This window comes from Amphritea pacifica, from assembly GCF_016924145.1.
GTDB lineage: Bacteria > Pseudomonadota > Gammaproteobacteria > Pseudomonadales > Balneatricaceae > Amphritea > Amphritea pacifica.
The window spans coordinates 57,824-70,828 of the sequence record NZ_JAFFZO010000006.1 but is presented as its reverse complement, the minus strand read 5'-3'; the positions used below and the strand labels follow the sequence as shown (position 1 = coordinate 70,828).

Genomic DNA, 13,005 nt, shown 5'->3' with positions numbered 1-13,005 from the left:
TTGTGTCAACAGCAGCGGGTCGCCGGATTGGCCAGTGCTGTAATTAACCAGGGATACCTCTGTTTTGAATACTCTTGATATCGTTATTCTGGCCGCAGGTCAGGGTAGCCGGATGAAATCAACTCTGCCTAAAGTGTTGCATACCATTGGTGGCAAACCGATGCTGCAGCATGTTATCGATAGCGCCAAGGCACTGGAAAACGCCCGTATCCATATCGTTATCGGACATGGTGCGCAACAGGTAGAAACCGCGCTGTCAGGACAGGCTGTACAGTTTGCTTTGCAGGCTGAACAGCTGGGGACCGGTCATGCTGTGGCTCAGGCAATGCCAAGTATCTCTGACAATGGGGTCGTGCTGGTACTCTATGGTGATGTACCGCTTACCCGGCCTGAGACCATGGCCGAGCTGGTGAAGATCGCTGAGCGTGGACAGTTTGGTTTACTGACAGTGAATCTGGCAGATCCGACCGGTTATGGCCGCATTGTACGCAGCGATGCCGGCGATGTTGTCGCGATTGTGGAGCATAAGGATGCCAGTGATGCGCAACGGGCGATCACCGAAGTTAATACCGGTATTCTGGCGCTGCCAACAGCACTGTTAAGAGAGTGGATACCGCAGCTTTCCGCAAATAATGCTCAGAGTGAATACTATCTCACCGATATTATCGCGATGGCGGCAGAGCAGGGCGTCCGTATTCAGGCGATTCAGCCAGCCACCGAGCAGGAGGTTCAGGGCGTCAATAATCGTCTGCAACAGGCCGAACTGGAGCGCTGGTATCAGCGGCGCCAGGCGGAAGCGCTGATGCTGGAAGGGGTTTCGCTGGCAGACCCCGCACGGATTGATGTGCGGGGTGAAGTCAGCGTGGGTCATGATGTGGCCATCGATATCAATGTGATTCTCGAAGGTAACGTGGTGATTGGCGATAACGTCAGCATTGAAGCCAATTGCATCATCAGGGATTCCGTCATCGGTTCGGGTTCTCATATCAAAGCGAACTCTATGCTGGATGAGGCTGTAGTCGCTGATAACTGTGATATAGGTCCTTTTGCCCGGCTGCGCCCTGGCAGCCATCTGGCAAACAACGCCAAAATTGGTAACTTTGTTGAAACCAAGAAAGCGAATATCGGAGAGGGTAGTAAGGTAAACCATCTGAGTTATATCGGTGATGCCGAGGTTGGGGCCGACGTCAATGTCGGGGCCGGCACCATTACCTGCAATTACGATGGTATTAACAAGTCGACCACTGAGATTGGTGATGGTGCCTTTATCGGCTCAAACACGGCGCTGGTGGCACCGGTTAAAGTGGGTGCAGGTGCGACCATCGGCGCAGGCTCTACTATCACAAAAGAGGTCCAGGCGGATCAACTCGCTATCACACGTGCTAAACAGACCAATCTGAATAACTGGCAACGGCCGGTTAAAAAATCATAAGGAAGCAGAGTTATGTGTGGAATAGTAGGGGCGATTGCTGGCCGGAATATTTCAGCGATTCTGCTGGAAGGTCTTAAACGGCTTGAATATCGGGGCTATGACTCTGCGGGTATGGCCGTTTTAAATAGTCAGACAGGAGAGCTTGACCACCTGAAGCGGGTGGGCAAGGTGGCACAACTGGATGCGGCCCTGACTGAGTCGCCTCTCCCAGGTTATCTGGGTATAGCGCATACCCGCTGGGCAACCCATGGTAAGCCGGAACAGCGTAATGCCCACCCGCATCTGTCTGCTGACCGTATTGCCGTCGTGCATAACGGTATCATTGAAAATCATACCGCGTTGAAAGCAGAGCTGGTCGCAGATGGGTATCAGTTTTTATCTGATACCGATACTGAGGTGGTCACTCACCTGATCTACCGGGAAGTGATCGCCGGTAAAAGCCTTGAAGCGGCGTTGAAAGAGAGCTTAAAGCGGCTGGATGGTGCCTATGCGCTGGCGGTCATCGATCAGCAGCAGCCGGATCTGCTACTGGCGACCCGCATGGGTAGCCCGCTGGTGATCGGGGTGGGCGTAGAGGAAAACTTTATCGCCTCTGATCCGCTGGCACTGCTGCAGGTGACCGATCGCTTCCTCTATCTGGAAGAGGGGGATGTTGCTGCCATTACCCGCTCAGAGATTAAGGTTGAGAATATTGCCGGTGAGTCTGTCTCCCGTGAGGTGCAGCGCTTTGAACATGGTCATGATGCGGCAGATAAAGGCCTGTATCGTCACTATATGCTCAAAGAGATCTATGAGCAGCCGGATGTGATCGCCCGGGTGCTTGAGGGCCGGATCCATCAGGGGCATGTGCTGGAGCAGGTGTTTGGCAGCGGTGCATCCGAACTGTTTGATCAGGTGAAAATGGTGCAGATCGTCGCCTGTGGCACCAGCTATAACGCTGGTGTAGTGGCCCGTTACTGGATCGAAAAGCTGGTGGGTATCCCCTGTATGGTGGAAGTGGCCAGCGAGTTCCGCTATCGCAAAACCGTGTGCATGCCTGGCACACTGTTTATCACCATCTCCCAGTCGGGTGAAACCGCCGATACCCTGTCCGCGCTGCGGGAGGCGAAAGAGCAGAACTATCTTGGCTTTTTGTCGATCTGTAATGTTGCAGGCAGCTCGCTGGTGCGTGAGTCCGATCTGGCGATCATGACCAATGCCGGACCGGAGATCGGCGTGGCATCGACCAAAGCCTTTACCAGTCAGTTAGTGGTACTGATGCTGACCACCCTGGTGCTGGCGCGTCGTTACGGCTTTGATGGCGAACAGGAGATAGTTGCCCAACTGGAGCAATTGATCGATCTCACTGAGCAGGTATTGGCGCTGGATCCGCAGATTCAGAAAATGGCCGAGCACTTTGTCGATAAGCACCATGCACTGTTTCTGGGGCGTGGCACTATCTATCCGGTGGCCGTAGAAGGCGCTCTGAAGCTGAAAGAGATCTCCTATATCCATGCGGAAGCCTACCCGGCCGGTGAGCTGAAACATGGCCCTCTGGCGCTGGTAGATGAGGATATGCCGGTGGTGGCGATCGCCCCGAACAACTCCCTGTTGGAAAAACTGCAGGCAAATCTGGAGGAGGTGCGTGCAAGGGGCGGAAAGCTGTTCCTGTTCGCCGATTCCAAAGCGCAGGTAAAACCGGGTAACGACCTCGAACTGATCACCCTGCCGGATGTGCCAACGGTCATGGCGCCGATTATCTACTCAATACCGCTGCAGCTGCTGGCCTATTATGTCGCTTGTCTGAAGGGCACCGATGTGGATCAGCCGCGTAACCTGGCGAAATCGGTCACGGTGGAGTGATGGTTACCTGATAGCGCTGTAATTGTCGGTTAGGTTATAGGGAGAGAACCCGAAATACTGACGACATGAGTCATCTTCGGGCCTGATTTCGAAAAACTCACCGCCTTCGTTTTCAGGCCCTGTCTTTCTGGCAGGTATTTTCTCCCTGCACTAACGTCGTTTTTGTTACCCAATCTGGTTGCCATACGAAAGTATGGTATGGCGACTTCTGCAATAATCACCTCTGTTACATGACCGATATCAGGCTGATTCGATCTTTAGCGGTCACGGATGATTTTTCTGACGCAATAATAACAATTCCCCGAGCCGTACTATGAAAATTCGTACTAAATTGCTGGCCTTCATTACCGTTTCGGTCATTGTACCAATCATTATCATCTCTTCATTTTCAATATATGAAGCCAGAGTGACCGCGCTGGATAACTTTGAAACCAGCAGCCGTAAAGAGATCACTCAGATCGATAATGCGTTTACCCTCTTTTTTAAAGCCATTGCCGATAATGTGACGTTCCTGGCGGATCTGCCGTTGGTTAAAGATAACAGCTTTAACTTATCCAGTTTTGTAAATGGGCCTGGCAGTTTCAAATCGCATCTGAGTGCCGGTGGACAGGAGGCGGAGCTGTTCCGCATTTATGAGAAGTTTGGTCAAACCCATCCAGGGCTGGCCTATGTGTACTCCGGTCGTGCTGACGGCGGTTACATTCAGTGGCCCGATGTTGCCATGAAAGATGCATACGATCCGCGTACCCGTCCGTGGTATAAAAAAGCACTGCAAAATCCTGGTGAAGTGGTGCGTACCGGGGCGTATTACTGGGCGGGTGATGACGCCACCTTTGTTGGCACCGCTAAGACGATTACGGACAGTTCAGGCAAGGTTATGGGGGTGCAGTCGATGGATGTCTCCGTGAAGCAGCTGACGGAGATTGTGCAGCAGATCAAAATTGGTGAGCGCGGGCATATCCTGCTGGTTGAAGACAACGGCACGGTGTTAGTCGATCCGCTCTTTCCTGAGCATAACTTTAAAAAAATCGATGAGCTGAACAGCCCGCTGTTTAAGCAACTCGCATCGGTGGACTCTGGTTTGCTGGAGGTGGAGCGAAACGGCGAACACTATCTCGCTAAAGTGGTTAAATCCTCTGCACTGGGATGGCGTTTTGTGGCGTTGGTACCCTCCAGTGAGGTTTATCAGACGGCCAATAATATTGCCTGGTTATCGCTGGTTATCGCCGCGCTTCTGATAGCACTGTTTATCATCATCGGTGCTTTCTTTTCCAAGCTGATTACCCGGCCGATCGACAGTGTGGCTGCGGTTTTGAAAAGCATCGCTGAAGGTGAGGGGGATCTGACCACCCGGTTACCTATCGCATCAAATGATGAGGTTGGTGAGTTGTCCCGGTCATTCAATCAGTTTATTGAAAAGCTGCAATCGATTATTCAACAGATTGTCGGCCTGTCGGGTGATCTGAAAACCAGTGCTGATGCCGCAGCAGAGAGCGCCAATAACTCTATGGATGAGGTCAAACTGCAGCAGGATCAGATTACTCTGGTAGCGACCTCAGTCGAGGAGATGTCGGCGGCGACGCAGGATATTGCCGCGAATGCCGAAAACACCTCCCATGCCGCCAGTGAAAGTGCCCGTTTTAGTCAGCAGGGTCAGGCGGTAGTGATGAAAGCCCGGGATTCGATTGGTGATCTGGCGGGAGAGGTGAGCACCGCATCGCAGATTATCCTTAAACTGAGTGAACACTCACAGCAGATCAACTCGATTCTGGGGACAATTCAGGGAATAGCAGAGCAAACAAACCTGTTAGCGTTAAATGCTGCAATCGAAGCGGCCCGGGCAGGCGACAATGGCCGTGGCTTTGCAGTGGTGGCCGATGAAGTTCGTAGTCTTTCACAAAAAACCACTATATCCACCGCGGATATACGCAATATGATTGCGACACTGCAGTCAACCATGCAACAGGCTGTATCTATTATGGCCAGTAGTGAAGCGATGGCTCAGAGCTCTGTTGAAGAGGCGAATCAGGCTTATGAACAGCTGATTCTGATAACCGATTCGGTCAATAATATCAGTGATATGTCTGCTCAGATTGCAACCGCAACCGAGGAGCAGAGTATGGTTAACAGTGGTATTGCTGAGAACACCAGCCGGATCAAAATGATTGCCGATCAGATGTTGGAAAATGCCGATACCCGGCTGGCACGATCCCGTAAACTGCATACGCTTTCAGAAGGTATGCATGGGCAGGTAGGGCTGTTCAAAGTCTGAAGCGTTTAAACGAACGCGATACCTCAACACGGTTATATCGGCGGAGCCGGAAAATGCATCCAGCATGCCACTTCGCCGATATCGTAACCCGGGTAGAACCGGGCACTATTCCTGAACTGATCATTCCCGCAGGTGTCTCAACCATGATGGCGCCGATCATTTATTCAATACCGCTACACAGATCTGAAACATAACCGGGCTGTATTACCGGTTTTTTTGTCTGGCAGCGCCGGCTTAATCTATTAAGCTGATAATCGATAAATTTTCTTCGCCCGCTTTATGTCGTGATCGCTTGCCTCAAACCATGGGAGAACCGGGGTGACAATATTTTCTCAGTATCGCGCTATGAACCGCTTTGGATTAGGTGCCGGGCCGTTAGATCTGAATGCTGCTACCGCTGATCCTAAGGGGTGGCTGCTGCAACAGCTTGAAATTCAGCAAGATCCGGGCCCTCAGGTTCCTGATGCAGCGACCAGCTTAAGCGCTTTTTATGAGTGGCGTAATGAGAGAAAGCGGCTGATGAGCAGCGAGGAATCTGAAAGAAGGGCTCAGGAGCTTACGTCACTACAACGGGGATTAGCAGCGCAGGAACAGAGTAACTTCTTTAAGCGTTTTGAGTATGCAGCACATACCCGAACCCCTTTCAGAGAGCGGCTGGTTCAGTTTTACAGCAATCATTTCAGCGTTTCCCGCAAAGGCAAACGGATGATTTCACTGGCGTGTGTTGCCTATGAAAATGAAGCGATTCGGGCGCATCTGGATAGCTCTTTCGCCGATATGTTGCTGGCGGTGATGTCTCATCCGGTGATGCTGTTTTATCTGGATAATAATAACTCTGTCGGCCCTGGCTCGCCTGCGGGTAAAAGGTCTAAGCGGGGGCTGAATGAAAATTTAGCCCGCGAGATTATGGAGTTACATACTCTGAGTGTTAACGGAGGCTATACGCAGCAGGATGTTCAGGCGTTGGCGAAGATGATTACCGGTTGGGGATTTGGCGGCTATAACAACAGGAACCCAGCTGTTAAACAGGGGGAGTTCTTTTTCTATAAACAAAACCATGAACCCGGCCCCCAGGTTTTACTCGGCCGTCAGTATGACTTTCAGGGATTAGAGCAGGGCAGAGCCGCATTAATTGATCTGGCGCTGGACCCTTCAACGGCGCGCTTTCTGGCAACAAAGCTGGCATCACACTTTATCGCCGATACCCCTCCGCCTGAGGCTATCAGTATTCTGGAGCGCAGCTTTCTGGACAGCCGGGGCCATCTGCCGACCCTGCACCGTACCCTGGTCAATCTTGAGGCCGCCTGGGACCCTGCACATAAAAAATTCAAAACGCCTAACGAATACCTTCTGTCGGCGGTCAGGGTCTTTGATCTGCCGTTTAACGGACGTATCAGAAAGCTTATCAGGTCTGGTTTAGTCAACCTGAATCAGCGGCCGTTTTTTGCCGGGTCTCCCGCCGGGTGGCCGGATGATACCCGCTACTGGAGTTCTTCCAGTGCCTTGAAAAAACGGATCGAATGGGGGCTGGCAACAGGGGCTTCTGCCAATACCGGGCTGCATAAAATTGAGCAGGCCGTTGCAATGCTGCCAACAGATGCGGGTGACTTGCAGCTGGCGATGAAGCGGGCTGAAAGTCCGGCACAGGCGGCAGGGCTGATGTTAGCCTCACCAGAATTTCAGTGGAGATAATCATGGCATCTGCAATTAACCGCCGTCAGTTTATAAAAGCCTGCGCTGTTTTAACACTGGGCTTCACGACGCCAATATCCTTTGCTCAGGGCCACCGCGATCCCCGCATGGTGGTGTTGATCTTAAGAGGGGGGATGGATGGTCTGGCTGCGGTGCCAGCCTATGGTGATCCAGCTTATCGGTCTGGCCGCGGCAAACTTGCGCTGGGAACGCCAGATACGGTTGACGGGGTGATCGATCTGGATGGATTCTTTGGTTTAAACCCGGTTTTTGAAAACCTTGCGCAGATGTACGCCGGGCGGGAGGCTTTGTTGTTTCAGGCGATTGCGCCACCCTACGCCAAACGCTCACACTTTTATGCGCAGGATGTGCTGGAAACCGGCCTGACTAACCCTGCAGGCAGTGCAAGTGGTTGGTTATACAGGGCTTTACAAGGTTTAAGCGAAGGCCGTGACCCTGAGAAGTATGGCTACTCTCTGGGGGCAGGCATCCCCCGTATTGTGCAGGGCGCGTTGCCTGTGGGGGCCTGGGCTCCGGATCGGTTACCCGACCCCGATGAAGACACTCTGCAGCGTTTGATGGCGTTATATGAACAGGACAGCTACCTTGGCCCCAAGGTGCGGGCGGGTTTTAACGCAGATGAGATGATTAACGCCATGGGTGGAAAGCTCAGGGGCGGAAACAACCTGACGACAGTGGCTAAAGCGGCTGCCCGTTTTCTGACCCGTGACGATGGCCCCAGAGTTGCCGTGATGGACAGCGGCGGCTGGGATACCCATGCGTGGCAGGGCACTACAAAAGGCCGTTTAGCGAACCGGTTTCGTGAACTTGATACGGTGTTGGCAGGATTAAAACAGGATATGGGCTCTGTCTGGGATCAGACAGCGGTGGTGATTATCACTGAGTTTGGCCGCACCGTTGCAGTGAACGGGACGTCCGGTACTGATCATGGTGTGGGAGGCGCGGCCTTTCTGCTGGGCGGAGCGGTTAACGGTGGCCGGGTGCACAGTGACTGGCCCGGGCTGGCGAAAGAAAAGTTGTATGAGGGCCGCGACCTTAAACCGACACTGGATATGCGGGCGCTGTTTGCAGGTGTGCTGCATCAGCATATGGGGTTGGACCGGGGCTTTATTGAGGAGCAGGTCTTTCCCGGATACCGGGATCAGGTGAGTGGGCTGATCCGCGCCGGGTAGCTTTTCCGCTCGTTCTCTGAATCGTTACAGGCCATCAGGTTAGCCCGGGGCAGAACGGTCAATCCCATACTTTCGGAGTTTGATATACAGGGTACTTTTGGCGATATTCAGTTGTCGGGCGGCCCGGGTGAGGTTGCCTCCCTGTTCCTGAATCACCCGGCAGATCACCTCTTTTTCCGCCTGATCCAGCGGGTTAAAAGCGTCAGCAGTTGTTGTACCCGTGGGCGCGGCGGCTGTTGTTACCGGCTGCAACATCAGGTTTGCCGGCAGGTCCTCGGGGCTGAGCTGTTCCGCATCGGTGAGAAAATAGGCGGCGGTGATCAGGTTGCTCAGCTCACGGATATTGCCGGGCCAGAGGTGTTTTTCGAGCAAGGATCGGAGTTCAGGAGTGAGCTGCTTTCTGATCCCGCCATGTTGCTCTGCCAGACCGGCAAGCATATGTTCAGCCAGCAAGACAACGTCATCGCTGCGCTCCCGTAACGGCGGAATCGTCAGGGTCATCGACGAGATTCGATAGTAAAGGTCCATTCTGAAGCGTCCCTCGGCCACCTCCTGGGCCAGATCCCGGTTGGTCGCCGCAATCAGACGGAAATTAACCTTGCGCGGTTGTGTCTCACCGATGCGGCAGATCTCTGATTCCTGCAGCACCCGCAGGAACATCGGTTGCAGATCCAGCGGCATCTCGCCGATTTCGTCGAGGAACAGGGTACCGCCGTTGGCGGCTTCAATTTTACCGGTCATGCCGCCCCGTCGGGCGCCGGTAAAGGCGCCATCAACGTAGCCAAACAGCTCTCCGGCGAGCAGGTCGCGGGATAAACTACCGCAGTTAAGGGCGATAAACTTCTGGCTGCTGGCGGGGCTCATCTCATGCATTGCGCTGGCAAACAGCTCTTTGCCCACGCCGGTTTCTCCCTGCAGCAATACCGGAATCGGGGCTTTTGCCAGTCGGGCTGCCTGTTGAATCGCTTTGATGAACACCGGGTTGCGGCCCACCAGCCGGGCAAAACCACTGCCGGTGTCCTGATTGGCGGCCTGTGGTCCGCTTTTTATCGCAACAGAGGGGGTGCGAGGCGTCGGGAAAGGGATCACTGCAATATAGCCGATCTGTTCCCCCTGATGTATCAGGGGTTCAATCCATTGCGGATCCAGCTGATCAAGGATTGCGGCTGAGCGTTCAGTAAAGCGGCCCTCTTCATTGAGTGTGAGTATCGGATTGCTGGGGTTCAGGTCAATTTTAAGGCCGCGCGAGGCGAGTACGCGAACCGCCTGATGGTTAGTGCGTACCAGGCGTCCGTTCAGATCCAGCAACAGCAGGCCGTCGTTACCCGGGGCTCCGAAGCGATCCAGGGTGACACCTAACAACAGATCACGTTTGGCCATCTGTAGCTGTACCAGCTGCCCCTCAATACGCCGGGCGCCGGAAACTGCCAGCGCCAGGCAGTAGTCATGCAGGGTGTTTTTCAGGCCGGAGATATTCACCGCCCCGAGGATTTTGTTTTCGAACGGGTCCCGGATCACCGCGGCTGAGCAGGTCCAGTTGTTGATGTTCTCACAGAAGTGTTCATAGGCGTGCACCTGAACGGCGGAACCGACATTGAGGGCGGTGCCGATAGCATTGGTTCCGGCGACACTTTCATTCCAGTTGGCACCGGGCACCAGGCTGAAATCATTCGCCAGATCACGGGTATGGTCGTCGCCATGGGAGCATAAAATCATCCCGGTCGGCGCGACCAGATGCATAATCGTACCGGATTCTGCCAGCAGGTCTTTGGCATCCCGCAGGATCGGCTCTGAGGCGGAGATCAGTTCACGGTAACTCTCTCTGACCGACTCGAGTTGCTGCTCATTCAGTTCGATGGTTTTATTGGCTACCAGCGGGTTGACCGCGTCTGACACGCAGCGCTGCCACGAGTCCCGGATCAGCGGGCGCACTGAATCATCAGAGAGTGAGCCCTGGCTAAGAAGTGTCTCTCTGGCTTTGGCTATCTTCCGGGGATGCTCAACCGCAGCAGAACCCCGTAGGGTTGTTTTCACATTCGTGGCATTCATAGCGTTATTTTTATAGTTATTGATGCGTTGTTTCATTCTGAACCTACTGCCAGGGTTTTTCAATTGTCTATTTTTTGTGCGGTTATTTCCCCGGCGGATCGTTATTTCTTTACCCCTTCCTGCAGTGATTCCGCTGTCTGGATAAGCGTCTGATTAACGGTCGATGGCCGACCGATTATCGAACTGTTTATCAGTGTTTCTTCAGTCATGGTGATCCTTAAAAATATTAACTCATTGTTTTATATCTATTTTTATCTATTGGCATGGCCGGTGCAATTTAACAATCAGATCAGTTGCGGCTGATTGCAGAACTTACACGGCAGATCTCACCGGGTAAGCAGAAACAATAAAAATAACATGAGGATACGATCTTGAATCAATTAACAAATCCAGTAGAAGTTCTTGGGATAGATGCCGGCGGCACTATGACCGATACATTTTTTGTACGGGCCGACGGGGAGTTTGTTGTCGGCAAGGCACAAAGTAATATCAATGAATCACAGGCGGTGCTGGAATCCAGCACCGATGCACTGGCGCACTGGGACCGCAAGGTTGAGGATGTGTTTCCGGAGATGGTCACCTGTGTCTTCTCCGGTACGGCAATGCTTAACCGGGTGGTAGGCCGTAAAGGGTTGCGCACCGGTCTGATCGTCAGCAAAGGGTTTGAAGATTTTCATCGGATGGGACGGGCGATCCAGAGCTATCTCGGTTATGCCTTTGAAGACCGGATCCACCTCAATACTCACCGTTATGATGAGCCGCTGGTGGATATCAAAGATACCCGCGGGGTGACCGAGCGGGTGGACTCCAAGGGGAATGTGGTGATCGCCGTGCGTCTGCACGAAGCCCGTGAAGCGGCCCGTGAGCTGATTGAACAGGGTTGCAAGGCGATTGTTATCAGCCTGCTAAGTTCCTACCTCTATGAAGACCATGAAAAAGCGGTGCGTGATGCCTGTAAAGAGGTCGCTCGCGAAATGGGTGTGGATATTCCGGTATTCGCATCGGTGGATTACTACCCGGTGCGCAAAGAGAGTCACCGCACTAACACCACCATTCTGGAAGCCTACGCGGCGGAGCCATCACGGGCAACCCTGGGCACCATCAGTGACAGCATGAAAGCCGTAGGCGGTCAGTTTGACCTGCGGGTGATGGCCAGCCATGGCGGCACCATCAGCTGGAAAGCTAAAGAGCTGGCACGCTCGCTGGTGTCAGGTCCTATCGGCGGCGTTATCGGGGCTAAATATCTGGGCGAAAAGCTGGGTTATGAAAATATCGCCTGTTCCGATATCGGTGGCACCAGTTTTGATATGGCGCTGATCACCAAAAACAACTTTGCCATTCATAAAGATGGCGATATGGCGCGTCTGGTGCTGTCTCTGCCGCTGGTGGCGATGGATACCATCGGTGCGGGTGCCGGTAGCTTCGTGCGTATCGATCCCCATGCCAATGCGATCAAGCTGGGACCCGACAGCGCCGGTTATCGCGTCGGCACCTGCTGGCCAGAAGGCGGCGTGGATACGGTGTCCGTCACCGACTGCCATATTATTCTCGGTTATCTCAACCCGGAGAACTTCCTCGGCGGCATTCTCGAGCTGGATGTCGACCGCGCCCGTCGTGAAATCAAACGTCAGATCGCGGATCCACTGGGGCTGTCCGTTGAGGATGCCGCTGCGGGCGTTATCGAACTGCTGGATCTGTCACTGCGTCAGCATCTGCGGGCGATGATCACCGGTAAGGGTTACAGTCCGACCGACTTTGTCTGCTTCTCCTACGGTGGTGGCGGCCCGGTACATGCTTACGGTTACACCAAAGGGCTGGGCTTTAAGGAAACCATCGTGCCGGCATGGGCCGCAGGCTTCTCCGCCTTTGGCTGTGCCACGGCTGACTTTGAATACCGTTATGACAAGAGTGTTGATATCGGGATCACTGATGAGTCAACTCAGGATGATATCGTTGACGCCACCACAACCCTGCAGGCGGCCTGGGATGAACTGCGTGGCAAAGTGCTGGAAGAGTTCCGCATCAATGGCTTCAAGGATGAGGAGGTGACCCTGACACCGGGATACTCCATGCAGTACCTTGGGCAGCTGAACGATCTGGAGATCGATTCGCCCCTGACGGTGCTCTCCGGTGCTGAAGACTGGGACGCACTGGTGCAGTCATTCAATGATACCTACGCCCGTGTTTATGCTGATGCGGCCCGCTCGCCTGAGCTGGGATATGGCATTACCGGGGCGATTATGCGTGGCTCGGTGGTGACCAAGAAACCCAATATCCCGGAAGAGCCGGATGCCGGCCCAACCCCATCCGCAGAGTCCCGTCAGGGCAGCCGTCCGTTCTATTACGAGAAACAGTGGGTCGACGCCGACATTTTCAAGATGGAGCTGCTGCAACCGGGTAATGAGATCAAAGGGCCTGCGGTGATTGAGTCTGATGCCACGACCTATGTAGTGCCACCTGGCTTTGAGACCTTTCTGGATGTGAACCGTCTATTCCACCTGATTGAATCCAAGTAATCCGATAAT

At 53.7% G+C, this 13,005-nt stretch carries 8 protein-coding genes; 7 read left to right on the top strand and 1 reads right to left on the bottom strand.

Annotated elements, in window-relative coordinates; translation table 11 throughout:
- The first annotated feature begins 64 nt into the window (after positions 1 to 64).
- The 6 genes from glmU to JW499_RS04350 all read left to right on the top strand — a co-directional run bounded on the left by glmU (position 65) and on the right by JW499_RS04350 (position 8,431).
- Complete coding sequence (gene glmU, locus JW499_RS04375) at positions 65 to 1,432, top strand: bifunctional UDP-N-acetylglucosamine diphosphorylase/glucosamine-1-phosphate N-acetyltransferase GlmU (protein WP_205209458.1); 1,368 nt, start codon at positions 65 to 67, stop codon at positions 1,430 to 1,432.
- Between the two features lie 12 nt (positions 1,433 to 1,444).
- A complete protein-coding gene (gene glmS / locus JW499_RS04370; RefSeq protein WP_205209457.1) occupies positions 1,445 to 3,274 on the top strand; it encodes a glutamine--fructose-6-phosphate transaminase (isomerizing) in 1,830 nt (609 codons plus the stop codon).
- Positions 3,275 to 3,587: 313 nt separating this feature from the next.
- The gene (locus JW499_RS04365; protein ID WP_205209456.1) at positions 3,588 to 5,546 is read left to right on the top strand and encodes a methyl-accepting chemotaxis protein; all 1,959 of its coding nucleotides are present in this window, start codon (positions 3,588 to 3,590) and stop codon (positions 5,544 to 5,546) included.
- A gap of 53 nt (positions 5,547 to 5,599) precedes the next feature.
- Positions 5,600 to 5,740: a hypothetical protein gene (locus tag JW499_RS04360; protein ID WP_205209455.1), complete on the top strand. Its 141-nt coding sequence runs from the start codon at positions 5,600 to 5,602 to the stop codon at positions 5,738 to 5,740.
- A gap of 124 nt (positions 5,741 to 5,864) precedes the next feature.
- On the top strand, positions 5,865 to 7,238 hold the full coding sequence (locus JW499_RS04355; RefSeq protein ID WP_205209454.1) for a DUF1800 domain-containing protein: 1,374 nt from the start codon (positions 5,865 to 5,867) through the stop codon (positions 7,236 to 7,238).
- Between the two features lie 2 nt (positions 7,239 to 7,240).
- Entirely contained in the window at positions 7,241 to 8,431 is a 1,191-nt protein-coding gene (locus JW499_RS04350) for a DUF1501 domain-containing protein (RefSeq protein WP_205209453.1), read from the top strand.
- 39 nt (positions 8,432 to 8,470) lie between these two features.
- Here the strand turns inward: JW499_RS04350 and JW499_RS04345 are convergent, their stop codons facing one another.
- The gene (locus JW499_RS04345; protein ID WP_205209452.1) at positions 8,471 to 10,516 is read right to left on the bottom strand and encodes a sigma-54-dependent Fis family transcriptional regulator; all 2,046 of its coding nucleotides are present in this window, start codon (positions 10,514 to 10,516) and stop codon (positions 8,471 to 8,473) included.
- Positions 10,517 to 10,851: 335 nt separating this feature from the next.
- Here JW499_RS04345 and JW499_RS04340 point away from each other — a divergent pair, with 335 nt between their 5' ends.
- On the top strand, positions 10,852 to 12,996 hold the full coding sequence (locus JW499_RS04340) for a hydantoinase/oxoprolinase family protein (protein WP_205209451.1): 2,145 nt from the start codon (positions 10,852 to 10,854) through the stop codon (positions 12,994 to 12,996).
- Positions 12,997 to 13,005 lie beyond the last annotated feature (9 nt).

Excerpts from the sequence above, each read along its gene's own strand:
- glmS (WP_205209457.1), top strand. The coding sequence starts at position 1,445 with ATGTGTGGAATAGTAGGGGCGATTGCTGGCCGGAATATTTCAGCGATT.
- JW499_RS04365 (WP_205209456.1), top strand. The coding sequence starts at position 3,588 with ATGAAAATTCGTACTAAATTGCTGGCCTTCATTACCGTTTCGGTCATT.
- JW499_RS04360 (WP_205209455.1), top strand. The coding sequence starts at position 5,600 with ATGCATCCAGCATGCCACTTCGCCGATATCGTAACCCGGGTAGAACCG.
- JW499_RS04350 (WP_205209453.1), top strand. The coding sequence starts at position 7,241 with ATGGCATCTGCAATTAACCGCCGTCAGTTTATAAAAGCCTGCGCTGTT.
- JW499_RS04345 (WP_205209452.1), bottom strand. The coding sequence starts at position 10,516 with ATGAAACAACGCATCAATAACTATAAAAATAACGCTATGAATGCCACG.